Here is a 25,223-nt window from a genome sequence, read left to right as displayed (position 1 = left end):
CGGCCGGGGCCAGGAGAACGGCGGCTCCGGGCGGGGCGTGAGGAGTCGAAGGGCATGGTCGCGCGGTTCCGGCCGTGCGCCGCGCTCCCTGTCGGTGCGCCCCCGTGGCTCGATGCCGCTCCCGGCCGCCGCCGCCGGAGCCTCGGGCCGGAGTGCCCGGTGGGGTCAGGGCCGGGGGGCCTTCTCGCCGTGCACCGCGACGTACTCGGCTGCCAGCCACGGCGCCAGATCGTCGATGAGCAGGCTGAGGACCGCCGGGTCCGTCGAGGGGGCGCGGGCGGTGGCCGCGGCGATGCGCATCTGGTCGAGCCGCTCCGGGTAGTAGCGGCCGAAGATCTCCGCCGACTCAACGAGGTCGCTGGTCCAGCCGCCCCAGCGCGGCATGACCAGCGTGAAGCCCGACCGGACGACACGTCGGGCGGCGCCGCGGCTGAGGTTCCTGCGTTCCGCGTCGGTGGTGGCCCCGGCGGCCCGGCTGCGCCAGCGGGGGAGCGACAGGTGCAGATCGCCGTTGGTCTCACGGGCGAGCAGGGGCGTGGGGCGGTAGTGGGGCAGTTGCGTGGCGAGGTCGTCGCCCAGGAGAGGGGTGCAGAGGCAGGCGACGAAGAAGCCCATGTCGTTGCGTTCGAGCCGGCTGAGGAGGGTGCCGGCAGCGAAGAGGAGGATGCCGGCGCCGTCGATCGGGTCGCACGAGGCGTCGAGTGCGGCCTCGACGGAGCGGGCGGCGGCCCGGTCGGCCTCGGTCGGTTCGTCGCGCAGGGCCAGCAGCAGATCCAGGTCCGAGACGCCGGGAATGGCGGTGCCCCGCGGAATGCTGCCGTAGAGGTAGGCACTGTGCAGCCGCGCGGGGCCGAACGCATCGGTGATCCGGGAGCGGGCCGCCTCGACCACGGGGGCGAACACCACCGGCACGCGGCTCAGCGAGCCCTCGCGTCTGATCGTCCCGTCCTCGGCGAGGCCTCTGTCGCGCAGCTCTGTGTCACCCATACGGGCACTCTCCCCCGGAGTGCGGCCGGGCGCGAGCGGTTTTCGCAGCTGACGGGCGCGGCGGAAGAAGATCGCTCAGAGCGAACGCAGCTCCGGGAACATAAAGCAACTCAGGAGCATTGAGCCTGCATAGCTCAACTTGAATGCCGAAGGGGAGATCATGGCTACTGAGTCCAACGCGGTCACTCCGCTGACCTTGCCCGTGCTGCCGCTCGACGACGAGGTCGTGCTGCCTGGAATGGTGGTTCCTCTCGACCTGTCCGACGCCGATGTGCGGGCAGCCGTCGAGGCCGCTCAGGCAGCCGTCCGGCCGGGTGGAGGCAAGCCCGAGGTGCTGCTCGTTCCTCGGATCGACGGGACGTACACCGGGACCGGTGTGCTCGGCACCGTCGAGCAGGTCGGCCGGCTCTCGGACGGCGACCCGGGTGCACTGATCCGTGGCCGTGCCCGGGTGCGGATCGGGGCCGGGACCACCGGACCCGGGGCCGCCCTCTGGGTGGAGGGGACCCGTGTGGACGTGTCCGTCCCCGAGCCGCTTCCCGGTGCCGCCGCCGACCTGGTCAAGGAGTACAAGGCCCTCGCCACCAGCTGGCTGAAGAAGCGCGGCGCCTGGCAGGTCGTGGACCGGGTCCAGCAGATCGACGACATCTCCGCGCTCGCCGACAACTCCGGATACTCCCCCTTCCTCACCACCCCCCAGAAGGTGCAGCTCCTGGAGACCGCGGACGCGGTCGCCCGGCTGAAGCTCGCCATCCAGTGGCTCGGCGAACACCTGGCCGAGCAGGACGTCGCCGAGTCCATCGCCAAGGACGTCCAGGAGGGTGTCGACAAGCAGCAGCGCGAGTTCCTGCTGCGGCGGCAGCTCGAAGCCGTGCGCAAGGAGCTCTCCGAGCTCAACGGCGACCCCGAGGACGAGTCCGACGACTACCGGGCACGGGTCGAGGCCGCCGACCTTCCCGAGCACGTCCGCGAGGCCGCGCTCAAGGAGGTCGACAAGCTGGAGCGTTCCTCCGACCAGAGCCCGGAGGGCTCCTGGATCCGGACCTGGCTGGACACCGTCCTCGAACTGCCGTGGAACGAACGCACCGAGGACGCGTACGACATCCGCGCCGCCAAGGAGATCCTCGACGCCGAGCACGCGGGCCTGGAGGACGTGAAGGAACGGATCACCGAATACCTCGCCGTACGCAAACGCCGTGCCGACCGCGGCCTCGGGGTCGTCGGCGGACGCCGTGGCGGTGCGGTGCTGGCCCTCGTCGGTCCCCCCGGCGTCGGCAAGACGTCCCTCGGCGAGAGCGTTGCGCACGCCATGGGGCGCACATTCGTCCGCGTCGCGCTCGGCGGTGTGCGGGACGAGGCGGAGATCCGCGGCCACCGGCGTACGTACGTCGGTGCGCTCCCCGGACGCATCGTCCGCGCCATCAAGGAGGCCGGTTCCATGAACCCGGTCGTCCTGCTCGACGAGATCGACAAGGTCGGCTCCGACTTCCGCGGCGACCCGGCCGCGGCGCTGCTCGAAGTCCTCGACCCGGCGCAGAACCACACCTTCCGCGACCACTACCTGGAGGTCGAGCTCGACCTCAGCGACGTCGTCTTCCTGGCCACCGCCAATGTCCTGGAGGCCATCCCGGAGGCCCTGCTCGACCGCATGGAGCTGGTCAGGCTCGACGGCTACACCGAGGACGAGAAGGTCGTCATCGCCCGCGACCACCTGCTCCCGCGCCAGCTGGAACGGGCCGGTCTGGAGAAGGGCGAGGTCACCCTCGACGAGTCGGCGCTGCGCAAGCTGGCCGGCGAGTACACCCGCGAGGCGGGCGTACGCAACCTCGAGCGGGCCGTCGCCCGGCTGCTCCGCAAGGTCGCGGCCCAGCACGAACTGGGCGACCGGGAACTCCCGTTCACCATCACCGACGAGGACCTGCGGGGTCTCGTCGGACGGCCGCACCACGTTCCCGAGTCCGCCCAGGACCCGGCCGAGCGCCGCACCGCGGTGCCGGGCGTGGCGACCGGACTCGCGGTGACCGGTGCCGGTGGCGATGTGCTCTTCGTGGAGGCGTCGCTGGCCGATCCGGAGACCGGTGCCTCCGGACTGACCCTCACCGGTCAGCTCGGCGACGTCATGAAGGAGTCCGCGCAGATCGCGCTGAGTTTCCTGCGGTCGCACGGCGCCGAGCTGGAACTGCCCGTCGCCGACCTCAAGGACCGCGGAGTGCACATCCACTTCCCGGCGGGCGCGGTCCCCAAGGACGGCCCCAGCGCCGGCATCACGATGACGACGGCGCTGGCCTCGCTGCTCTCCGGGCGGCTGGTCCGTACGGATGTGGCGATGACCGGTGAGGTGTCGCTGACCGGGCGGGTGCTGCCGATCGGCGGGCTGAAGCAGAAGCTGCTGGCCGCCCACCGGGCGGGGATCACGACCGTGGTGATCCCGAAGCGGAACGAGGCGGATCTGGACGACGTCCCGGCCGAGGTCCTGGACCGGCTGGAGGTCCACCCGGTGACGGATGTGCGTCAGGTGCTGGAGATCGCCCTCGCCCCGGCTTCGTCCAGGGCGGCGGAGGAGAGGATCCCGGCCGCGGCGTGAGCGCCATGGCGTGACGGGCGTGGCATGACGTGCGCGGCCGGTCGGACGGCCCGCACCCCCGAGAGGGCGGTGCGGGCCGTTCCGCATGTACCGGGGTGCGAACGGTGGTGGGCAGTCGTTCGCAGCGGCGGAAACCGGCAGGCGGGTGGTGCGGATCGACGGCACCACCGGCTGGACGGACCCGGTGACCCGCGAACGCCCCGCGGGTCACTGCGGGTGGCGGCAGCTGAGCGGCAGGGCCCCGGCGTACCGCTGCCGGGGCCCTGTCGTGCGTGGTGACCGGTCGCACTCAGGGGCGGTAGACGGCCCCCGGTACCGGCTCGGTGGGGGCCATCAGCTGCGGGACCGTCACAAAGGTGTAGCCGCGCTTCTTCAGCTCGTCGATGATCCCCGGCACCGCGGGCACGGTCCCCTTGTAGATGTCGTGGAGCAAGATGATGCCGTCCTTGCTCGCCTGGTCGAGTATCCGCTTCTTGATCAGTGCGGAGTCGGTCGTCGAGTAGTCCTTGGCGGTGGCGCTCCACAGGATCTGCGAGAGCCCCAGCTCCTTGCTGATGCCGGAGACCGTGTCGTCGGTCCGGCCCTGCGGCGGGCGCATGAGCCGCGGCTTCCTGCCGGTGATCTCCGCGATCGCGTCCTGTGTCTTCTCCAGCTCGGCGCGTATCTCGGCGGGCTTCTTGTCCGTCAGGATCTCGTGCGACCAGGTGTGGTTCGCCACCTCGTGGCCCTCCGCCTGGAGGCGGCGCACGGTGTCGGGGTGCTTGAGCACGTGGTTCTTGCCCAGCAGGAAGAAGGTGGCGTGCACCTTCTTCTCCTTGAGGATGTCGAGGAGATGCGGGGTGTCGTCGCCCGGACCCGCGTCGAAGGTCAGCGCTATGCACTTCGCCTTACGGCAGTCCACGGGGCCGAACGAGCCCTTGGCATCGGATGCCGCGGACGCCCGTTGCGAGGCCGGGGCGACGGTCTGCGTCGAGCAGCCGCTGAGCGTCAGAGTGAGCGCCGTCACAAGAGTGGCGGCCAACCCCGTACCGATCGACTTCGTCTTCCTGCGCAAGGCGGGTCACTCCCTCATGGCTGAACGGCGCACGCGATGTGCGACGAGCAGGAACTATACACACGGCGTATACGTCGAGTGCATAGCGGGCTCGGGGTGCTGCTTGCGGCGTGAAGTGCCTGGTCGGTGCCGGGGTCCGTCGGGGATGCCGGTGCGGTGGACACGGCAGAGCCCCGGTGACGGGGTGCGTCACCGGGGCTCTGCGGGGGCGGGGGCTCAGCCGTTGGCGAGAGCCTGTACGCGGTCGAGGGCGCCGTTGAAGTGGTTGTGGTCACCGACGGTCGGACCGGACGACGTGTACTGCCAGATCGTGTAGTAGGTCCAGCCGGCCGGGAGCGTGCCGACGGTGGTGTTGTAGCGGGCCACCCAGAGCGGGTTGGTGGCGGCGAAGCCCGCGTTGTCGCCGGTGCAGGTCTGCCACCAGCTGGTCGCGGTGTAGATCACCGCGTCGCGGCCGGTGCGCGACTTGTACGTGTTCACGAAGTCGCGGATCCAGGAGACCATGCTCGCCGCAGTCTTGCCGTAGCACTGGTCGCCGTACGGGTTCCACTCGATGTCGAGGACGCCGGGCAGCGTCTTGCCGTCCTTCGACCAGCCGCCGCCGTGGTCCACGAAGTAGTTGGCCTGGGTGGCGCCGCTCGTGGTGTCCGGGGTGGCGAAGTGGTACGCGCCCCGGATCATGCCGATGTTGTACGAGCCGTTGTACTGCTGGGCGAAGTAGGGGTTGGTGTAGTACGTGCCTTCGGTGGCCTTGGCATAGGCCCACTTCACGCCGCTGTTCCAGAGGGTCGCCCAGTTGACGTTGCCCTGGTAGCTGGCGACGTCCACGCCTTCGGTCTGCACGGCCCTCGTGTCGCGCGGCACTCCGCCCTGACCGTCATGGGCGACGACGCCCATGCCCATCCTGGCTGTCCCGCGTGCGGGGAGGGTGACGCCGGCGGGGGAGTCGGCGGCGGTGGCCGCGCCGGGCAGGGTGAGCAGAAGCGAGAGAGCTGCGAGGAGAGTGCCCATCGCCGCGAAGCGCGAGCGTCGGGTCGTTCCGGATCCGGATCTGTGCACGGGCATTGCGTGCCTCCGAGGCCTCGGTGGGGGGAACTGTCGACCGTGGGGTGCGACTCGGCGCGCCCCCATGACATGTCATGGTGTGGACATGTCATTCATGACGCTACGCACGTAGACCCGCACGGCGGAAGAGGGCCTGGGCGCTGCCGTTGGTCTACGCCTGCGAAATACTGACCGAGCTGCGGCGATGGCCGGCGGTGAAAGAAACTTTCAGTGGCGGGAAAGCTCATGAGGGGTGTTGACGTGCACGGGAGCGAGAGCGGTAGTGACCCCGGCGCGACCGGGACGAGTGGTGTGGACCAGGAATTCCTGGCACTGGAGCGGGAATTGGCCGTTTTCCTGCGCCGCGCACGGTCCAACTCCGGCGAAATGGCGCGCGAGGTCCACCCCGACCTGGAGGCCGCGGCGTACGGACTCCTCGTGCGGCTGGAGTCGGCGGGGCAGCAGCGGGCCACCGATCTCGCGGGGTACTTCGGGGTAGGCAAGGCGACCATGAGCCGTCAGCTGCGCGCCCTGGAGGACCTCGGACTGGTGGCGCGCGAGCCCGACCCGGCCGACGGGCGGGCCTTTCTCGTGCATCTCACCGAGGAGGGACTCGCCCGCTACCGGAGCGTCCGCGACGCCCGGCGCGAGCGGTACGTACGCAAACTGGCCGACTGGGACCGGGCCGAGGTGGCGGAACTGGCCAGGCTGCTGCACCACTTGAATGCCCGGGCCGAGGACTGACGCCGGCAGGGCGTGCACCTGGACCGGCACCCTCGGGCGCTCCCGGACCCCGCCCCCGCGGGAAAGCCACCCGCTCCGGGGAGCGCCCCCGCGTCCCCGGCCGGCCCCCACCCGGGCGGCCTACAGCACCGCGTAGAGCGCGGTCGCGTCGTCGTGCGTCTTGCTGCGCCCCAGATACGTACGCTCCGTGTCCGCGTCCTCCAGCGCCCTGACCCGGTCGATCAGCCCCTGCGCGCCCTCCTTGTGGAGCACCCCGAGGCAGGCCGTCCAGTCCCCTTCGCGGAACATCTCGGTCCAGCGGCTCGCGCCGTCCGTCAGTGCGGCCACCGCCCGTACCTCTGCGCGTGGCGTCCGGCCGGTCACCGCGCGGGCCGCCACCTCCGGATCGGCGGCGGCAGTGAAGAAGCCGCCCTCCTTGTTCCGCGCCTGTGCGTCGGCGATCGCCTCGGTGGCCAGAGAACCCGGAGGCAGCCGGTCGAGCCGGTCGTCGAGCAGTGCGCGCACCGATCCGTCGGGCGATTCGAGCAGCAGCACCGAGTCGGAGAGGACCAGGTGTTCGATCTCGCGTTCGTTCCAACGCGCCATCACGACGGTCGCCTGTGGCGTCCGTACGTGAGAAAGGTCACACGAGGAGCGGTGTGCGTCCGCGGTGCGCCGGATGGACTCGGCCAGGATCTCCGTGAGGGTCAGATCCCGCCGCGAACCGGACAGTTCGGCCAGTGACCCACCCAGTCGCGCGGTGAACCACGGGACGGAGTGCACACAACCGGTCCCGCCCTGCGGCGGAGTGACGCCGTCGAGCAGGATCAGCACCCCGCCCTGGCCGGACGCCGGAAGTACGGTGGCCGCCCAGTCCTCGTTGGGGCGTTCGGGCCGGCCGGGAGCGGTGGCGGAGTCGATACGCATGCGGCAAGTCTGCACGACGTCTTCACCGGCCCTGCACGGCCCGGTGTTGGGCCGTACCGGCAGGTCAGCGGTCCGCGTCGAGCGGAACGATCGGCTCCGTGCGGGTGCGGGCGGGCATCCTGCCAAAGCCTGCGCGGAAGTTCCAGCCCGCGGCCCGGGTGTGCGAATTCGCGCACGGGGGGAGACTTGTTCGCCAACTCGGGAGTGATGTTCACTCGTTCGGGTGGCGGAGCGGTTGATGCGCGCCCCCCTCTCAAAAGCACTGGAATGGTCGGAAGCCGTACCAGGGGGGCGGGGTGCCGTTCCATGTGACCGAGCGTCACCTCTGCTTCATGGGTGGACGAGTCAAGATTGCGAGCACCGGTGCAGAAGAAGCGGCCTCGGAGCAAGGGCAGCAAGCGAAGCGGTTCCGGGGCGACACCTCTGCCTCCGGCCGAAGGTGAGCCCACTCGGCGCGCCGTACGCGTACGCAGCCGGCTGGTCGCCGGCGTCGCGGTCGTCGGCATCACCGTCATCGCCGCGGGCGCACCCGCGGCCCTCGGCGCATCCTCCGAACTGACCGAGTCCCAGCGGCTGGTCACGCTCGCCGAGCTGAACCAGCAGGCGGTGGCCCTCGCGCACGCCCTCGCGGACGAGCGCGACGAGGTGACCGCCTACATCGCCGGCGGCCGCGACGAGAAGTCCGGCAAGGTGAGCGAGGGGCCCAGCAGCCGCAGCGCCCGCGTCGACCAGCAGATCGACGAGATCCGCGCCACGGCCTCCGCCGGGCTGCGCCGCGACCTCTCCACGATCCCCTCGCTGCGCCGCACCGCGCTGACCGGCAAGGGCTCGGCGCTCGCGGCCCACCAGGCGTACTCCGAGGTCATCGCCAAGCTCCAGGACCTCGCCGACGAGCTCGCCGAGAAGACCCCGCCGCGCGCCGCCGACGCCACCCGCGCGCCGCTCGCCCTCGGCCGGGCCACCGAGCAGGCCTCCGCCACCCGTGGGCTGCTGATCGCCGCGCTCTCGGTGCCCCGCAAGGAGGACCCCGGCCCGCAGATCGACCCCTTCACCGGGCTGCCCGTGCAGCCCCAGGACGAGGGTCCGACCGAGGACGACCGCAACCGTGACGAGCTGAGCGCCGCCGCCCAGCAGGCCCGGGTCGGCGAGCTCGCCTCGCTCGCCGACTTCGACCAGGCAGCGGGCTCCGCCGCCCGCGAGAAGCTCTCCTCGACGGTCACCGGTCCCGAGGTCACCAGCGCGGAGAAGTACCTCGGTGCGCTCACCGACCGCCCCGAACTGTCGGACGCCGACCAGCGGGCCAGCCGGAAGAAGGTCGCCGCGGCGCTCTCCGCCCGGGTCGACCGCATGCGCAGCGTCGAGTCCGCCCTCGGCACCGCCCGCCTCCAGCGTCTGGAGCAGCTGCGCGACGACGACGTCACCGCGCTCGAACTGCACATCGCGCTCCTCGGCGGCTGTCTGCTGATCGCGGTCGGCGTCTCCACCGCCGTGGCCCGCACGCTCACCCAGCCGCTCGCCGTCCTGCGGATCGGCGCCGCCCGCCTCGCCGCCGAGCCCGGCACCGCCGAGCCGGTCCGCTACACCGGCCGCAACGACGAGTTCGCCCAGGTCGTACGGAACCTCAACGCCCTGCACGGCAAGGTGCACGGGCTGTTGCAGGATTTCAACGGCCGGTTCGCGAACCTGGACCACGAGCGCAGCGAGCTGATCGCCGGACGCGAGGCCCTCACCCTTCAGCGCGCCGAACTCCAGCGCCGCACGGCCGACCTGACCGCCGAGCTGGAGCGGCTGAGGAACACGGTCCACCACACCTTCGTCAACCTCTCGCTGCGGACCCTCGGCCTCGTCGAGCGCCAGCTCGGCGTCATCGAGAGCCTGGAGGAGCGCGAGCAGGACCCGGAGCGGCTCTCCACCCTCTTCAAACTCGACCACATGGCCACGGTCATGCGCCGCCACAGCGAGAACATGCTGGTCCTCGCCGGCGCCGAGCACGGCCACGGGCACGCCGGCCCGATCCCGCTGGTCGACGTCCTGCGCGCGGCCGTCAGCGAGATCGAGCGGTACGAGCGGGTCACCATCCAGTCGCTGCCGCCGCATGCCCAGATCGCCGGCTTCGCCGCCGACGACCTGAGCCACCTGATCGCCGAACTCCTGGAGAACGCGACCTCCTTCTCGCCGCCCGACTCGCACGTCCAGCTCTCGGGCTGGCTGCTGGAGACCGGTGAGGTGATGCTCTCCGTGCAGGACGAGGGCATCGGGATGTCGTCGGTCCGGATGGGCGAGCTCAACGCCCGGCTGGCCGACCCTTCCTCGTTCGAGTCGGGTGAGCAGAGCGCGGACGGCGCGGGCCTCGGGCTTCGGGTGACGTCGATGCTGGCGGCGCGTCACGGGGTGCGGGTCCAGTTGCGCGAGCAGAAGGGCAGCGGTGTGACGGCGGTCGTCGTCGTACCGCAGGCGCTGCTGCCGAAGGCGCCGGCGACCGCCACTCCGCCGCCCGTACCGGTGCCGGGGGCGGCGCCCGCGCTGAACCTGCCGGGTTCGGTCGCGGAGGCCAACTCCAACTCGCTGCCGGGCCGGACGCCCGCGCTGCCCGGCGACCCGCTGATCGCCGCGGCCGAGCAGACGCTCCGTGACACGCCGCCGGCCGAGGCGGCCGCACCGGGGATGCCCGCGGCGGAGACCTCCGCCACCGAGGTGCCCGCACCCGAGCCGTTCGCGGCAGAGGTGCCTGCAGAGCCGATCGCATCCGAGCCGTTCGCACCGGCGCCCGTGGCCGCCGAGCCGCCGTTCGCCGAGCCGTTCGCCGCGGAACCGGTCGCATCCGAGGTACCCGCCCCCGAGCTGTTCGACGCCGAGACCGACGTCGAGAAGACCATGCAGTTCCGGCTCCCCGACTTCCGGGAGGTCCCGCAGGCCCCTGCGGCCCCGGCGGAGTCCGACCCGTACGCCATCGGCCCCGACCGCCACGAGCGCACCGCGGACGAGATCTCCGAGCCCTTTGCCGCTCCCGCCCCTGCCGCACCCGTGGCCGAGCCGACGCTTCCCGGCCCCCGCAGCCCGGAGCCGGACCAGACGCAGCCCGAGCGCCTCACCGACAAGGGGCTGCCCAAGCGCACCCCCAAGATCGCGAAGCCCGCCACCGCCCCGGCCGCCGCGCGCAAGGGCGGCCTGGACAAGGACGCCCTGCGCCGCCGCCTCGGCGGCTTCCACCGGGGGGCCATGGACGGGCGCCGCGATGTCGAGGCGGAGATCGCCGAAGGCGCCGGCCCCGCCCTCGGAGTCGACCCGCACGAGCGCACCGCGCAGACCCCGCACACCGAACTGGCAGACCGCTCCGGCGGTCGAACCGATGACACGGGGGACACAGTCGAGGAGGCACGCAGTTGACTGCGCCCAGCACATTCGGGCTGAGTACCGAGGCCCGGAACCTTCACTGGTTGCTGAGCAATCTCGTCGAGGAGGTGCCAGGGGTCCACTCGGTCACGGTCGTCTCGTCCGACGGACTGATGCTGCTCTCCTCCGATCCCGGCCACCACGCAGCCAGGGCGGCGGGCAGACAGGACGGCCCCCGGGGCTCCAGCGCCGACCTCGCCACCATCGTCTCCGGTATCGGCTCCCTCACCATCGGTGCCGCGAAGCTGATGGACAGCGGTGGCGTCAAGCAGACCATGGTCGCCATGGAGGAGGGCAGCGTCTTCGTCATGTCGATCAGTGACGGCTCCCTGCTCGGCGTGCACGCCACCCCTGACTGCGACATGAGCGTCGTCGCGTACCACATGGCGCTCTTCGTCGGCCGTGCCGGACACGTACTCACCCCCGAACTCCGCAGTGAGCTGCGCAAATCGATGGAGAGCGCCCAGTGACCCCCGCCGTTGAACCCGCCCGTAGGCTGCCCGTCCGCGGGGCCGACCGTCGGCCCGCCCGGGTCCGCCCGTACTCGCTCACCGGCGGCCGCACCCGCTTCGGTCACGTCCTCCTCGTCGAGACGTTCGTGGCAGCGCTGGAAGCGCCCGAGGAGCGCCGCGAGCTCACCAACGGCAGTCTCACGACGCGCGTGATGCCGGAGCTCCGGGCCATTGTCGAAATCTGCCGCCGCATGCGTACGGTCGCGGAGATCTCGGCCCTGTTGAAGATGCCGCTCGGCGTGGTCCGAGTGCTGCTCAGCGACTTGGCCGACCAGGGAAAGATCCGCGTGTACGGAACCGGTCACGGAACCGGTCAGCCCGACCGCGCACTGCTCGAAAGGGTGCTGAATGGACTCCGTCGTCTCTGATTCGCTGCTGTCCGCCCCGCGTCAGCCGGGACCGGAGGACCGGGCCGAGGAGTCGTTGCAGGCCTGGCAGCTGGATCACACCAGAGCCCCCATCGCCACGAAGATCGTGGTCGCGGGCGGGTTCGGCGTCGGCAAGACGACCCTCGTCGGTTCGGTCTCGGAGATCACCCCGCTGCAGACCGAGGCGCTGATGACCCAGGCCAGCGAGGAGACCGACGATCTCGCCGCGACGCCCGACAAGGTCACCACGACCGTCGCGATGGACTTCGGCCGGCTCACGCTCGACGACGACCTCGTGCTGTACCTGTTCGGCACGCCCGGACAGCAGCGCTTCTGGTTCATGTGGGACGACCTGGTGCGCGGCGCGATAGGCGCGATAGTGCTCGCCGACACCCGGCGGCTCGCCGACTGCTTCCCCGCGCTCGACTACTTCGAGAGCTGCGGACTGCCGTACATCGTGGCCGTCAACCACTTCGAGGGGACGCCCGGTTTCGAGGCGGAGGACGTCAGGGAGGCCCTGACCGTGCCCCCGCACGTACCCGTTGTGATCATGGACGCGCGTAACAGGATCACCGTCGTCGAGTCGCTGCTGGCCCTGGTGGGCCACGCTCTTGACGTCGCACCCGCATAGACAGACCACGCGCTCGAACACGCAGATGTAACGGAGAACCGCGATGCGGAAAATACTCATAGTCGGCGCCGGCCAGTCCGGTCTCCAGCTCGCCCTCGGACTGCAGTCCAGTGGGTACGAAGTCACCCTGATGTCCAACCGCACCGCCGACGAGATCCGGTCCGGCCGGGTCATGTCGACGCAGTGCATGTTCGACACCGCGCTGCAGCACGAGCGTGACCTCCAGCTCAACTTCTGGGAGTCCCAGGCCCCGCGCATCGAGGGTCTCGGCGTCTCGGTCGCGGCCCCCGACTCCTCGCGCCCCATCGACTGGGTCGGCAAGCTGGACGGATTCGCCCAGTCCGTCGACCAGCGCGTCAAGATGGCCGGCTGGATGGAGACGTTCGCCCAGCGCGGTGGCCAGCTCGTCATCCACGGTGCGGCCGTCTCGGACCTCGACTACTTCTCCCGCACCTACGACCTGGTGATGGTCTCCGCGGGCAAGGGCGAGCTGGTCTCCATGTTCGGCCGGGACGCGTCCCGTTCGCCGTTCGACGCCCCGCAGCGCGCACTGGCCGTCGCGTACGTCCACGGCATGGGCCCGCGTCCCGAGCACCCCGAGTTCGACGCGGTCCGCTGCAACCTGGTCCCGGGCGTCGGTGAGCTCTTCGTGATGCCGACCCTGACCACGTCCGGCCGTGCCGACATCCTGTTCTGGGAGGGCATTCCGGGTGGACCGCTGGACGTCTTCCAGGGCATCAAGGACCCCTCCGAGCACCTCGCGAAGACGCTGGAGCTCATGGAGCAGTTCACCCCGTGGGAGTACGCCCGTGCCACCAAGGTCGAACTGACGGACGCCAACGGCACCCTGGCGGGCCGATACGCCCCGACCGTCCGCAAGCCGATCGGCCGGCTGCCCGGCGGCGGCCTGGTGCTCGGTGTCGCGGACGTGGTCGTCGCCAACGACCCGATCACCGGCCAGGGCTCCAACTCGGCCTCCAAGTGCGCGAACGCGTATCTGCAGTCGATCATCGAGCACGGCGACCGGCCGTTCGACGCGGACTGGATGCAGTCCACGTTCGACCGCTACTGGGACACCGCGCAGCACGTCGTGAAGTGGACGAACGCGATGCTCGGCGTCCCGCCGGAGCACGTGCTGAACCTGATCGGCGCCGCCGGCCAGCTCCAGCCGGTCGCCGACCGCTTCGCCAACGGCTTCAACAACCCGGCGGACTTCGACAACTTCTTCTTCGACCCGGAGAAGACGAACGCGTACCTCGCCGAGGTGGCCGTGGCCGCATCGGCCGCCTGACCTGCGAAGCAGCGGTTTGCGTCGGTCAACGCCGGTGGTGGTGGGCCGTCCTCGGACGGCCCACAGACCGCCGCCGCGGCGCCTGCCCCGTCTGTGCCATGACATGCGGCGACGGTTGCCCACCCGCACGGAAATGCACCAATGGTGAAGGCCCCGGCCGGCGAAGGCGGTTTCTAGGGGTCGTTGCAACACGTGGTCGGTTTGATCAGGCTGCGAGCAGTTTATGCAGGCGCTCGGCTGGGGTCTCCCAGCCGAGCGTTTTGCGTGGGCGGCCGTTGAGTTGGGCGGCGACCGCCGTGAGGTGTTCGGGGCCGTGGACGGCCAGATCGGTGCCCTTGGGGAAGTACTGCCGCAGCAGGCCGTTGGTGTTCTCGTTCGAGCCGCGCTGCCAAGGGCTGGCCGGGTCGCAGAAGTAGACCGGGATGTCGGTGGCGAGGGTGAAGCTCTTGTGGGCGGCCATCTCGGAGCCCTGGTCCCAGGTCAGGGACCGTTTGAGGTGGGATGGCATCGTCTGCACGGTCTGGGCCAGCGCGTCGCGGACCTGCTCGGCATTTCGGCCGTTGGGCAGGTGGAGGAGCATGACGTAGCGGGTGGCGCGTTCGACCAGAGTGCCGATGGCTGAGCCCCCATCCTTGCCGATGATCAGGTCGCCCTCCCAGTGGCCGGGAACAGCGCGGTCGTCCGCCTCTGCCGGGCGTTCGCTGATCATGACCATGGGATCGGCGAAGCGGGACTGGCGGCAGTTGGCCTGCCGGTGGGGCTTGCGGCGGGCCCGTCCGGTCCGCAGGGCGCCGGCGAGTTCGCGTCGCAGTTCCCCGCGGCCCTGCACGTAGAGGGCCTGGTAGATCGTCTCGTGGACCACGTGCATCTCCGGCCGGTCGGGAAACTGCCTGCGCAGAGCGTGGCAGATCTGCTCCGGGCTCCACAGTTCGTCCAGGCATGACTGGATGGCGTCCCGCAGCTCGGGGCTCCGGACGATCTTTCCTGGCTTCGGCCGTGGCCGGCGCTCGTCCGCGCGGGCCTGGGCCGCGAACGGGCGGTACTGGCCGTTGATGGAGTGGCGGTTGCGGCGGATCTCCCGACTGATCGTAGACGGGCTGCGGTCCAGCTCGGCGGCGATCGCCCGGATCGTGGCCTTCTCCCGTAGCCGGTCAGCAATGTGGATCCGGTCGGCCTGGCCCAGGTACCGGGATGACGAGGAGGGCGGCACCGCCGAACGAATCGGTGGTGCCGCCTTGTCCTTGCCGGACGCGTTGCGTCCGTTCCGCCAGCGCTGGCCGGTCCGCCGGTTGATCCCAAGAGTCCTGCACGCCTGCGGATTGCTCATGCCCTGCTGCATGAGCTGGAAGTATGCCGCCCGCTCCTCAGCGAGCTTCCTCGGTCCCTGCGGCTTCCGGTCCTTGCGGATCTTGTAGTCCATCGCATCCCCTGAGCTGGGGTGTTGCGACAACCACTAGAACCCAAGGAACCGGTCGGGGCCTTCACCCGATGGAGAATGCGCACCATCCCCGCAGTGTCCCTATCGGGCCGTGCCGAAGTCCTGAGTCCAGTAGCTGCTGGGCTGCGCGAGGCCGATGCCGATCTCCTTGAACGAGCAGTCGAGGATGTTGCGCTTGTGGCCCGGGCTGGACATCCAGGCCGCCATGACCTTCTCGGGCGTGGAGTAGCCGTAGGCGACGTTCTCGCCGTAGGAGCTCCAGCTGTAACCGGCACGCGTGATCCGGTCGCCGGGCGACGACCCGTCGGAACCCGTGTGGGACATGTTCCGGTGGGATGCCATGTCCTTGCTGTGGTCCTGAGCGGCCTTGGTCAGCTTCGCGTTCGTCGTCAGCGGAGAGCATCCGGCCTTGCTGCGTTCGCTGTTGACGAGCGTCAGTACACGGGCCGTGTCCCCGGATGCCGGTGCGGTCGTAGCAGGTGCGCTGGGAGACGCGGTGGTCTGCGGTGCGCCGGGAGCCGCAGTGGGGCTCTTCGACGCCCCCGCAGTCGGCCCATGACCCCAGGACGAGCCCGTCCACCGCTGGTGGGAGCTCACGTTCGCCCAGTGGCCGGAGGGGCGACCGCCCGCATCACCCTGAGTGCCCAGACAGGCCATGGCGGCGGAGGGCACACCCACGGCTCCTACGGCGATGACAGCGATGGCTATCGGCCGGTAGTACGACTTCCTGCGGTGCTTCCTCATGCGTGACCTCGCTCGGTGATCGCGGAGCGCCCCCAGGGGGTCCGGCTCTGCCCAGTTCCTGCACCTGGGCCGCGGAGACGCCTTGCGGCCGACATTGTTAGAACTGCTGTCGGGGTGCGGCAACAAGCGGCAGTACTACCTCGGCCCGTAGCCATGGACGGCTCTTGAAACGGGCGCGCAGGCGTGCTGATCCGGCTCCCGGGGTGGTGAAGAAGTCCGTTGGTCCGTCAGAAGCCGTTGTTCACCGCCCGAACGCGCGAAAGTGTTGAGCGGGTCGAATATCACTCGAACCGGCTCGGAGTATTTCTGCATCAAGACGGATAAAACGCACTATGCCGCCAAGCCTCGATCTACTATGCGACGACCTGAGAGCCAAAAGTCCGTGTGGCTGATGTCACGCGGCGACGGGTGCGCCGGCCTCGCTGCACGCCTGGCTCGGGCCGGCACGGCCGGGCCGGCGGCCGACGACCCGCGCGGTACGAGGTGTCCGGTCTCGGTCCGCATTCGACTTGCAGAGGGCCCGGGCGACGGCTGAGCGGGACGTCGCACACGCGAACGGCAGGCACGGCGCCGATCCGCCGAGGGCGGCAGATGTGCCGTCCTCGCGGCACCGATGACCTGAGCCGGCCTTCTACGCCCTTCAGGTTCGTCCGCTCCCACGGGAGCCCACACAGCTGCCGTGGTTCACCCTGCACCGCCGCCTCGGAGGGGTGCAGGCAGGAACGAGTCCCGACCGGCACCGGTACCAGGGTCTCCGGATGAGGTTTCGCGGAGCACTGCTCACCCTGTACGTCGTGCCGGTCGTCGTCGGCCTGTTCCTGATGGCCCGGGGCGCGTGGGTGCCGGACGGCGCGGAGTGCCCGGGGGTGACGGTGGACGACGAAAGCGGCTGCGCCGTCGCCGTCGCCGTCGCCGTCGCTGCCGCCCGGCCCTGGCGGCGCGCCCCGGACGAGGACTGAGTCCCCGGGCTCAGACCTTGTCCGGCAACGGCCTCATCCGCCGCAGCGGCGCACACACCACGAACAGGCACGCGCTCCACAGCCCCGGCACACAGATCCACAGCGCCCCGCGGAAACGGCTCGGCCGACGTGCGTACGGAGTCCGGCTGCGCTGTGATCCGGTTACGCGCCGGCCGGCGCGGACGACGCGCTGTACCCCGTGTCCGAGCCGCCCGACGGGCCCTGGGCCAGCTGCGGCAGCCGGTACGTACGCAGCGGCCTGTTCTGCGGATCCGGCCGTACGGCGCCGAGCAGAGGGTTCGACGCCACCGGCGAGACCTTCACCTGTGTCCCCGGCCGGGGCGCCTGCACCACCAGGCCGTTGCCGATGTACAGGGCCACATGTGTGGCCTTCGGGAAGTAGATCACCAGGTCACCCGGGCGCAGCGCATTCAGCCCCACCTTCGGCAGCTGGCGCCACTGCTCCTGCGACGTCCGCGGAATGGCCCGGCCCGCCGCCGCCCATGCCTGCGAGGTGAGCCCGGAGCAGTCGAACGAGCCGGGCCCCTCCGCGCCCCACACATACGGTTTGCCGAGCTGCCGGACCGCGTAGTTCACCGCTTCGCCTCCTTCCTCGGACGGTGTGCGGGACGAGGACAGGGCCCCCGAGGCGAGCAGGGCGTCCTGGGCCTTCGCCGTGGCCTGCTGCTCCAGCCGGGACAGCTGGGCGATCCTCTGGGCGGAGAGCGTCGCCAGCAGTGCCTCGACCTTCCGCAGTCGCGCTTTCACCGTGTCGCGCTGCTTCTTCTGCCGCGCCGCCAGCACCCGTTGTCTGTCGCGCACTTTCCGGGAGGCGGTGGCCAGTTCGTCGGCGCGCTTCTCCGCCCCCGTGAGCCGCTTGACGGCGGCCGCCCGGCCGGCGGCCACCCGCTGGATCACATGCCCCTGTTCCAGGGCGTGTTCGGGATCGCGGGCCAGCAGCAGCTGCACGTACGAGGAGAAGTCGGACCGCCCCTGGTACTGCTCACGGGCCAGCTGTCCTGCGTCGTCGCGGCTGCGGGTCAGTGCGCGCCTGGCGGTGGAGAGGGCGGAACCGAGCTTCTTCGCCTGTGCGGTCCGTTTCTTGAGATCCGCTGCCGTGCCGTTGTAGGTCTCGGTGGCCTCCTCAGCCTGCTGGTACAGCTTCCGCAGTTCGGTCAGCAGCTGGGAAATGGTCTTGGTGGAGTCCGGGCCGCCGCCGGTGGCCACGCCCGAGGGGCCGGGCTCCGGCTTCGCCGGGACGGCCACGGCGGGCGAGGCCGCGACGAGGGCGACGAGTGCCGCCGAGCAGACAGTGCGCAGGACCGTGCCTGACACGGGATCACCTCCGGCGAAGGGGCGATCGCGTGGGACTACCCCATGAGTGAGCGCAAGGCATCCATACCGTCACCGGGTGCCGGACGATGCAAGAACCCCGCGGCGTGGCGGCCGCGGGGTTCCCCCGGAAGGCGGGTGCAGGGTGTCCTCTTTCGGATTCGGGCCGGGTTCCCGGGGTTTCACGCCACCGGGAACGCGTAGAAGATCCGGTCGCGTTGGACCACCGCGGTCTTCCCGAACGTCAGTACCCGGTACGGAGCGGTGACCGTGGCTCCCTTCGGATCCTGCGCCCCGATGTCCTGGAACTTCCACAGCCGCCGTCCGTCGGCCGCCGCGAACGCGGTGACCTGCGTCCTGCCCGCCGCCAGCAGCGTCTTGCCGGAGGGGCTGAGGGTGACGGACGGCGCGAAGTCCCCGGGCGCCGCCTCGGTGGACCGCTGCCAGCGGAGCTTTCCGGTGGCCCGGTCGACCGCGCCGACCTCCTGGTTGACGTTCGTGGTGTGCAGGAGCGCTCCGGCCGGCACCGGCGTGCCGAACACGGAGCCGGCGGTGCCGTTCAGGGTCCACCCAGGCTTGCCGCCGGGCATCTCGAACGACTGGAGATCGTCGCCCGCCGCCGCGTACAACAGCCCCTGGTCGTCCCCCGCGGCCGCCCCGTCCGGCCTGACTCTGCCGAACGACCCGGTCCACAGCAGCTTTCCGGTCTCCTGGTCGAAGCAGCGGAAGACCGCCCTGCCCCTGGCGGCCCTGACGTCGCCGGGAGTGAGCGTCGCACTCTTCTGCCGTACGACGATGTCGTCCGGCCGGACGGCGATCAAGCGATAGGCGGGGGCGGCCGATTCGCGTCCGGTCGGGACGGGGGTCCGCCACAGCTCCCTGCGCTGCACGACGTCGTACGCGAACAGGAACGACACGGTGACCTGGGTGTCCCGCCCGGGCTTCTTGCCCTTCTTCGGCTTCCGGGCCTTGACGGTGACCTGATGGGAGCCGGTGAACCAGATCACGGCGCCGGACTGGCCGACGATGTCCGAGACCTTCAGATACGGCGCGTCCTCGAACTGGTCCTCGTACGCCACCCGGTGCGCGACCTGGCCGTCCTTGGGCGACAGCCAGAGGAACTCGGACGGCCCGGCGACGAAGCAGAGATCGTCCCCCACCGGCAGGGCCGCCTGACCCCTGGCTCCGTCCGGGCACTCCCAGGCCCGGCGTCCGGTACGCAGATCGATACCGACGGCCTGGGTGTCGCTGGTCAGGACGAGCAGCCGGTCGAGCCAGAGCGCGGCGGTCAGCGGCGCCGGCTGGGCATCCGGGTGCGTGTACACCCAGAGCGGGCGCGGCGGCAGCCCGGCCACGGTGGGGCGGCTGGGGGTCGGCGCGGGCTTGGCATCGTCGGCGGGCCCGGAATCGTGGGACCCGAGGACGAACACGGCCCCGCCCCCGACGGCGAGCCCCGCAGCCCCGGCGGCGCCGCCGAGGAGCAGGGCGCGACGGTCGAAGGCGAGCCGGGAGGGGGCTTCGGGGGCCGGAGCCTGCGCCGGAGGGAGGGCAGGGAGCGCGGCGGGCGTGGTGGGTGCCGGTGCCGGAGTGGCCGACACCGGTGGGGCGGCCTGGTCCCCGGGGGCGGGAAGGGGACGCGGCACGAGCGGTGCGACGGGCGGCAGTCCGGTGGGCAGTTCGGCCGGCGGACCGCTGCGTTCGCGCGGGATGGACAGCTGGGTGGTCGGCCGGTCGGGCTCCGGCGCACGAGGGCTGCCGACGCTGCCGATACGGGTGGTCCGGGGGTCGTCGTCCCCGCCGCCGGGGCTGTCGGGGTGGGAGTCGGCGGGACCGTGGCCGAGCGCGCCGAGCAGGGGGTGGGTGGGGGAGTCGGCAGAGGGGCCGGTGGGCGTGCCGTCCGGATCCTCGGTGGGCGTGTCGGACAGGTCGTCGTCGGACGTGTCGACCGCTCCGCCGGGCGGGTCGGCAGCAGCCTCCGTCCTGGCGGCCAGCCCCCTCACCCGGTCGGCCTGTTCGCTGACCGCCCGCGACACCGGCTCCGGCAGCCAGCCGCCCTTGGCGAGGCCCGCCGCACCCTCCAGCGCCAGTTCCGCCGCCACCGTTCCCGCGGTCGGCCGGTCCGCCGGGTCCTTGGCCAGGCACCGTGCGATCAGGCCGCGCAACTCCTCCGGAACCCCGTCCAGTTCCGGTTCCGTACGGGCGATCCGTTCGGCCGCCTCCTCCGCCGGGCCGTCGGCGAGCGGGGTCGTCCCGGTCGCCGCGTACGCCAGCAGGAGGCCCAGCACGAAGAGGTCGGAGGCCGGTCCGGCCGCCTGGCCCCCGACCTGTTCCGGGGTGAGATAGCCGAGCCGTACGGACAGCTGCCCGCCCGTTCGGGCCTCGGCCTCGGCCGCCGCGCCCAGCGGGCCGAAGGCGGTGAGCCGGGGCCCGTCCTCGGCCAGCAGCACTGTCCTGGGGGCGAGCCCCTCCAGTACGGCCCCGGTGGCGTGCACCCGGGAGAGGGTTTCGGCAATGCCCGCGCCCAGTATCCGCACGGCCCGCTCGGGGAGCGGGCCCGCGAAGTCGATGGCCTCGGCGAGTGTCAGCGCCGGTACGTACGCCACGGCCGTCCACAGCCGGTCGTCGGCGTCCTCGTCGGCGCGGGGGGCGATCCGGGGCTGGACCCAGCCGCCGGCCAGCCGGTCCGCCGTGCGTGCCTCCGCCTGGAAGCGGCGGCGGAAGGCGGGCAACGCGGCCAGTTCGGGCCGGGCCGCGGTGATCACGACGGTGTCGTCGAGGACCGTGTCGCGCGCCAGGTACTGCACGGCGCTCGCGGTCTCGCGGAACCGTGCCGCCACGGTGTACGGACCGAAGCGGCGTGGATCGTTCTGACGCAGCGCCTCCATGGCGCACCCCCTTGTGACCGTTCTCGTGACCATGGATCCGTCGATCTTAGACCGGCGGACCCGCTCAGCCCGGACCCGCGCGCGGGTCAGCTCGGTTTCGACCAGGGCCACTTGGGAGTGTGGCGCTCGCGGCCCTCCGGGGCGTACTCGTACACCCAGCCGCGCTGTACGCCCAGCCGCTTGGAGTATCCGGCCGGGACGCGCCGGTACGTGTACACGGTGGCCGGACCGCCGTCGGCGTCCGGCACCGGGATCTCGTACCACTTGGGCGGATGGCCGGTCGCGCCGACGAGGACGGGCAGGACCCGCCCGTCCAGCGGGCCGCCCCTGAAGGTGGTGTTCTCGCTTCTCACGGCCCCAGTCTGACGCAGGGGGTGTGCGGTGGCTCAGTCCGGCGGCAGCAGGTGCGCCGCTTCGGTGACCACCGGGACGAGCCGGTCCGCCAGTCGCCCGGCCGGGCCCTCGGCGGTCTCCAGCGGCAGCAGGTCGGCCACCGCGGCCGCGGTCTCCGGGTCCGTGGTGGCGGTGGCCGCGAGCATGGCTATCAGCTGGTCGACCAGCCAGGTGCGGAGCTCGTCCGCGGGGGGCTGCTTCTCCTCGTCCAGCCAGATCAGGGAGGCCGCCTCGACGGCCGCGATCCAGGTCCGCACCATCATCCGCAGCCGTGGTCCCGGTGCGTGGGTGTCTCCCCGGCCGAGGTGGAGCAGGATCTGTTCGGCCGCCGCCCGCCGCACCTCGTCGACGATCGCCGTCGTCCTGGAGGTCTCGGCGACGCTCCCGCCGCGCAGCAGCGCGCTGAACCCGGCGTCGTGCTCGTCGACGAACGCGAGGTAGCGGCCGAGCACCCGGGTCACCCGCTCCGTGGGCGGCCCCGCGGGGGGCTCGGCGAAGCACAGCTTCAGCTCGTCGGCGGCGGACCGGAGCGCCGCCTCGTACAACTGCTGCCGTCCACCGGGGAAGTAGCGGTAGACGAGCGGGCGGGAGACTCCGGCGACCGCCGCGACCTCGTCGAGCGAGACCTCGTCGGGGGCCCGGTGCGCGAAGAGGGAGAGGGCGGCGCCGAGGAGCTGGGTACGGCGCTCCTCGACGCTGAGCCGTCGGTACGCACGGGTCGGCGGGGCTGCGGCGGCAGAGGTCATACCGCGAAGCGTAAGCGGTCCCCCCGGTGGGGGGAGCCGGCTCAGGCCAGCAGGCCCGAGCTCTTCCACAGCCTGCGCCCGACCCCGTTCAGCACACCGATGTCGTCGAGGAAGTCCGTCAGCCGCTTCGCGCCGGACTGCATGACCTCCGTCCGGTGACCGCTGGCCTTCACCTGGGCGACGGCCTCGCGACGGTCCAGGCCGACGTTCTCGTACACCTGCGGGTTGATGAAGCAGACGGAGAAGACGCGCGCCGCCTCTCCGCAGCTCAGCCGGGTGAACTCGCGTTCCCAGCGCGGTGCGGTGACCATCTGGCGGCGCAGTTCCTCGCGGGCGTACCGCACGTGCCGCGCCTCCTCGACCACATGGATCCGGGTCACGCCGCGCACCAGCGTCTGGACGCGCTCGTCCGGGAACGTCAGCCGCTGCATCCAGTCGAGGATCTCCTCCCCGAGCAGGGTGGCGGCGAAGGAACCGGGCGTGGTGGACACGGTCTTCAGGACGCGTGCGAGGTTGTGGTAGAGGCGCGGTACGGGGTAGTTGGGCGCGCGGCCCCACTGGATCATGCGGCCGAACATCATCGAGTGCCGGCATTCGTCGGCTATCTCGGTGAGTGCGTAGCGGACGTGGTTGCTGGTCACCGGCTTGTCGTAGATGTGCCGGACCAGCAGCTGCATCAGAATGATCTCGAACCAGATACCGAGCGAGGCCAGCGACGCAGCCTCGTGCCGGGCCAGGTCCATCCGCTGCTCCTCGGACATCTTCCGCCACAGCGGGGTGTCGTAGAGCGAGACGAGCTCGGGCGGCCAGAACCACTTGCCGTCCTCGATGGCCATGTCCCAGTCGAGCTCGGTGTCCGGGTCGAAGGAGTGCTTGGCCGAGGACTCCAGGAGGCGTTCGGCGATCTGCTCGCGGTCCCGGAGCGGGCCGAGTGCGTCGCGGAGCATCTGCACGTCGCGTTCGGTCACTGTCGTCATGGCTGAAGGCACCTCACACATGGGTCACCGGCGGTCACTTCTTATGAGACTGCTTGTCAGCAAGACCGTCAATCCCTTGCACGTGACTTGTTGACCCGGCGTCTACCAACGTGTGAACCTGCCAACTGACGCAAGCGCCACGGAACTTATCGAAGCATGCGAGGCGAAGGAGCCGTCCGTGTCGACACACGACCTCTACACCACCGCCCCCGGGGAAATGCTGTGGCAGGTGCCCGCCTCCGGCGCCGCCCGCTTCAGCTGGGACTACGACGACGGCCGCGAGCGCCTGCTGGCCCTCTACCAGAAGGGCAAGGACAAGCAGTGGGACGGCAACAAGCGCATCGACTGGAGCCTGGAGGTCGACCCCGCCGACCCGCTCGGCACCCCGGACGAGGCCCTCACGCTCTACGGCACGCCGCACTGGGCGAAGATGACCGAGAAGGACCGGGGCGAGCTGCGCAAGCACTACACCTCGTGGCAGTTCAGTCAGTTCCTCCACGGTGAGCAGGGCGCCATGGTCTGCGCCGCCCGGATCGTGGAGTCCGTCCCCGACCTGGACGCGAAGTTCTACTCCGCGACCCAGACCATGGACGAGGCGCGGCACGCGGAGATCTACGGCCGGTTCCTGCACGAGAAGATCGGGATGCTCTACCCGATCAACGACAACCTGCAGGGGCTGCTCGGCGACACCCTCCGCGACTCGCGCTGGGACATGCCGTACCTCGGCATGCAGGTCCTCATCGAAGGACTCGCCCTGGCCGCCTTCGGCATGATCCGCGACACCACGACCAAACCGCTGCCCAAGCAGATCCTCGCGTACGTCATGCAGGACGAGGCCCGCCATGTCGCCTTCGGGCGGATGGCCCTGCGCGACTACTACAAGCAGCTGAGCGACGCCGAACTGCGTGAACGCGAGGAGTTCGTCATCGAGGGCTGCTACCTGATGCGGGACCGGCTCAGCGGTGTCGAGGTGCTGCAGAATTTCGGCATCGGAAAGCAGGAGGCCAAGGAACTCTCCGAGCACTCGGAGTATCTGCAGCTCTTCCGCAAGCTGCTGTTCAGCCGGATCGTGCCGTGTGTCAAGGACATCGGCCTGTGGGGCGAACGGCTCCAGAAGGCCTACGTCGACATGGGCGTCTTCGAGCTCGGCGACTCCAACCTGGACCTGCTGATGGCCCAGGACGAGGAGATCGCCGAACAACTGGACCGGGAGCGGTTCGCGGCGGAGGAGCAGGCCCGGGTCGCGGAGGTCGAGGACGCGATTTCCGAGGGCGAGGTCCCCGGGGGCGCGGCAGAATCACCCGCATGAGGCCTCCGTCCACGGCCGCGCCCGCAGACGCGGCGGCCGCCCGCCGCAGTCTCGAAGGACTCGCGCTCGGCGATGCGTTCGGGGAGCGGTGGTTCCCGCTCTTCCGCGCACCCCGGCAGGCCTACAACGAGGTCCGTGCCCGCCGCACCCCCGCCGAGCCGGTCTGGCACTGGACCGACGACACCGCCATGGCACGCGCCCTGCAGCGCGTACTCGACGAGCACGGCGAGGTGGACCAGGACCGGCTCGCCGCCTGCTTCGCCCTGGCGTACGAGATCGACCCGGCCCGCGGGTACGGGCACGGCATGCACATCCTGCTTCCCGAGCTGTTGACCGCCCCGGCCGACTGGCGCATCCTCGCGCCCGAACTGTTCGAGGGCGGCAGCCTCGGCAACGGCGCCGCCATGCGCGTCGCACCCCTCGGCGCCCGATTCCATACGGACCTCGGCCACGCGGCCCGGCAGGCGCAGTTGTCGGCCGAGGTCACCCACGCCCACCCGCAGGGGATCGCGGGCGCGGTGGCCGTGGCCGTTGCCGCGGCCCTGCAGGTGCGGGGCGAGTTCACGCTGACGGCGGTCGCGGACCGTACCCCCGAGGGGCCGGTGCGGGACGGGATCCGGCGCGCCGCCTCCGTGCCGTTCGGCACCGAGCCGTGGAGGGCCGCCGATCTGCTCGGCAACGGGCAGCGCATCCGGGCGGACGACACCGTCCCGTTCGCGCTCTGGACCGCGGCCCGGCATCCGAACGACCTGGAAGCGGCGCTCTGGGCCACGGCCGAGGGCTTCGGCGATGTCGACACCACCTGCGCCATCACCGGTGGGGTCGTCGCCGCGGCGACCGGGGTCGACGGGGTTCCCGCCCAGTGGTTGCGCAGCCGCGAGCCGTTGAGCTGAGGCGGCCGCCCGTGTCGAAATCGCGTTCGTATG

Annotated in this window: 21 protein-coding genes; 10 read left to right on the top strand and 11 right to left on the bottom strand. The window is 71.1% G+C overall.

Annotated features, from left to right (window positions below; translation table 11 throughout):
* Positions 1 to 165: 165 nt before the first annotated feature.
* Entirely contained in the window at positions 166 to 987 is an 822-nt protein-coding gene (locus OG878_RS14020) for a nucleotidyltransferase domain-containing protein (protein WP_328887113.1), read from the bottom strand.
* A 160-nt stretch (positions 988 to 1,147) separates the two neighbouring features.
* On the opposite strand from OG878_RS14020, the gene lon reads away from it, so the two are divergent.
* Entirely contained in the window at positions 1,148 to 3,571 is a 2,424-nt protein-coding gene (gene lon, locus OG878_RS14015; RefSeq protein WP_328887112.1) for an endopeptidase La, read from the top strand.
* A gap of 289 nt (positions 3,572 to 3,860) precedes the next feature.
* On the opposite strand, the gene OG878_RS14010 is transcribed toward lon, so the two are convergent.
* Together OG878_RS14010 and OG878_RS14005 are read right to left on the bottom strand one after the other, a co-directional pair.
* Positions 3,861 to 4,625, bottom strand: a complete 765-nt coding sequence (locus OG878_RS14010; protein ID WP_328887111.1) for a polysaccharide deacetylase family protein — start codon at positions 4,623 to 4,625, stop codon at positions 3,861 to 3,863.
* Positions 4,626 to 4,841: 216 nt separating this feature from the next.
* A complete protein-coding gene (locus OG878_RS14005) occupies positions 4,842 to 5,690 on the bottom strand; it encodes a lysozyme (RefSeq protein WP_328887110.1) in 849 nt (282 codons plus the stop codon).
* Positions 5,691 to 5,915: 225 nt separating this feature from the next.
* Here OG878_RS14005 and OG878_RS14000 point away from each other — a divergent pair, with 225 nt between their 5' ends.
* The gene (locus OG878_RS14000) at positions 5,916 to 6,413 is read left to right on the top strand and encodes a MarR family winged helix-turn-helix transcriptional regulator (protein ID WP_443049105.1); all 498 of its coding nucleotides are present in this window, start codon (positions 5,916 to 5,918) and stop codon (positions 6,411 to 6,413) included.
* Positions 6,414 to 6,533: 120 nt separating this feature from the next.
* Here OG878_RS14000 and OG878_RS13995 read toward each other — a convergent pair whose 3' ends face one another.
* Positions 6,534 to 7,319 carry a protein phosphatase 2C domain-containing protein gene (locus OG878_RS13995; RefSeq protein WP_328887109.1) on the bottom strand — a complete coding sequence of 262 codons (786 nt, stop codon included), beginning with the start codon at positions 7,317 to 7,319 and terminating at the stop codon, positions 6,534 to 6,536.
* Positions 7,320 to 7,682: 363 nt separating this feature from the next.
* Between OG878_RS13995 and OG878_RS13990 the strand changes: the two genes are divergently transcribed.
* The 5 genes from OG878_RS13990 to OG878_RS13970 are packed head-to-tail and all read left to right on the top strand — an operon-like array spanning position 7,683 to position 13,514.
* Positions 7,683 to 10,706: a sensor histidine kinase gene (locus OG878_RS13990; RefSeq protein WP_328891231.1), complete on the top strand. Its 3,024-nt coding sequence runs from the start codon at positions 7,683 to 7,685 to the stop codon at positions 10,704 to 10,706.
* Complete coding sequence (locus OG878_RS13985; protein WP_328887108.1) at positions 10,703 to 11,182, top strand: roadblock/LC7 domain-containing protein; 480 nt, start codon at positions 10,703 to 10,705, stop codon at positions 11,180 to 11,182. Before OG878_RS13990 ends, OG878_RS13985 begins: the two co-directional genes overlap by 4 nt.
* Positions 11,179 to 11,592 carry a DUF742 domain-containing protein gene (locus tag OG878_RS13980; protein ID WP_277328339.1) on the top strand — a complete coding sequence of 138 codons (414 nt, stop codon included), beginning with the start codon at positions 11,179 to 11,181 and terminating at the stop codon, positions 11,590 to 11,592. The genes OG878_RS13985 and OG878_RS13980 overlap by 4 nt, the downstream gene beginning before the upstream one ends.
* Positions 11,573 to 12,223 (top strand): GTP-binding protein, encoded by a 651-nt coding sequence (locus OG878_RS13975; protein WP_328887107.1) that lies wholly within the window; start codon positions 11,573 to 11,575, stop codon positions 12,221 to 12,223. The genes OG878_RS13980 and OG878_RS13975 overlap by 20 nt, the downstream gene beginning before the upstream one ends.
* Positions 12,224 to 12,266: 43 nt before the next feature.
* A complete protein-coding gene (locus tag OG878_RS13970; RefSeq protein ID WP_328887106.1) occupies positions 12,267 to 13,514 on the top strand; it encodes a styrene monooxygenase/indole monooxygenase family protein in 1,248 nt (415 codons plus the stop codon).
* 205 nt (positions 13,515 to 13,719) lie between these two features.
* Here the strand turns inward: OG878_RS13970 and OG878_RS13965 are convergent, their stop codons facing one another.
* Both OG878_RS13965 and OG878_RS13960 read right to left on the bottom strand, forming a co-directional pair.
* Complete coding sequence (locus tag OG878_RS13965) at positions 13,720 to 14,934, bottom strand: IS30 family transposase (RefSeq protein WP_328887105.1); 1,215 nt, start codon at positions 14,932 to 14,934, stop codon at positions 13,720 to 13,722.
* Positions 14,935 to 15,033: 99 nt separating this feature from the next.
* On the bottom strand, positions 15,034 to 15,696 hold the full coding sequence (locus OG878_RS13960) for a CAP domain-containing protein (protein WP_328887104.1): 663 nt from the start codon (positions 15,694 to 15,696) through the stop codon (positions 15,034 to 15,036).
* 758 nt (positions 15,697 to 16,454) lie between these two features.
* Between OG878_RS13960 and OG878_RS13955 the strand changes: the two genes are divergently transcribed.
* Complete coding sequence (locus tag OG878_RS13955; RefSeq protein WP_328887103.1) at positions 16,455 to 16,655, top strand: hypothetical protein; 201 nt, start codon at positions 16,455 to 16,457, stop codon at positions 16,653 to 16,655.
* Between the two features lie 162 nt (positions 16,656 to 16,817).
* On the opposite strand, the gene OG878_RS13950 is transcribed toward OG878_RS13955, so the two are convergent.
* The 5 genes from OG878_RS13950 to OG878_RS13930 form a co-directional block, all read right to left on the bottom strand.
* Positions 16,818 to 17,990, bottom strand: coding sequence for a C40 family peptidase (locus OG878_RS13950; protein ID WP_328887102.1), 1,173 nt, complete (start codon positions 17,988 to 17,990; stop codon positions 16,818 to 16,820).
* A 179-nt stretch (positions 17,991 to 18,169) separates the two neighbouring features.
* Positions 18,170 to 20,872, bottom strand: coding sequence for an outer membrane protein assembly factor BamB family protein (locus OG878_RS13945; protein WP_328887101.1), 2,703 nt, complete (start codon positions 20,870 to 20,872; stop codon positions 18,170 to 18,172).
* Positions 20,873 to 20,958: 86 nt separating this feature from the next.
* Entirely contained in the window at positions 20,959 to 21,225 is a 267-nt protein-coding gene (locus OG878_RS13940) for a hypothetical protein (protein WP_328887100.1), read from the bottom strand.
* Between the two features lie 33 nt (positions 21,226 to 21,258).
* A complete protein-coding gene (locus OG878_RS13935; protein ID WP_328887099.1) occupies positions 21,259 to 22,011 on the bottom strand; it encodes a TetR/AcrR family transcriptional regulator in 753 nt (250 codons plus the stop codon).
* Positions 22,012 to 22,052: 41 nt separating this feature from the next.
* Positions 22,053 to 22,988: an AurF N-oxygenase family protein gene (locus OG878_RS13930; protein ID WP_328887098.1), complete on the bottom strand. Its 936-nt coding sequence runs from the start codon at positions 22,986 to 22,988 to the stop codon at positions 22,053 to 22,055.
* Positions 22,989 to 23,166: 178 nt separating this feature from the next.
* Here OG878_RS13930 and OG878_RS13925 point away from each other — a divergent pair, with 178 nt between their 5' ends.
* Positions 23,167 to 24,297: a ferritin-like domain-containing protein gene (locus tag OG878_RS13925; RefSeq protein ID WP_328887097.1), complete on the top strand. Its 1,131-nt coding sequence runs from the start codon at positions 23,167 to 23,169 to the stop codon at positions 24,295 to 24,297.
* Entirely contained in the window at positions 24,294 to 25,190 is an 897-nt protein-coding gene (locus OG878_RS13920) for an ADP-ribosylglycohydrolase family protein (protein ID WP_328887096.1), read from the top strand. The genes OG878_RS13925 and OG878_RS13920 overlap by 4 nt, the downstream gene beginning before the upstream one ends.
* Positions 25,191 to 25,223 lie beyond the last annotated feature (33 nt).

Origin of the sequence: Streptomyces sp. NBC_00316 (assembly GCF_036158715.1) — a bacterium.
In the GTDB taxonomy this organism is placed as follows: Bacteria; Actinomycetota; Actinomycetes; order Streptomycetales; family Streptomycetaceae; genus Streptomyces.
This window is presented reverse-complemented; position numbering and strand designations above follow the sequence as displayed.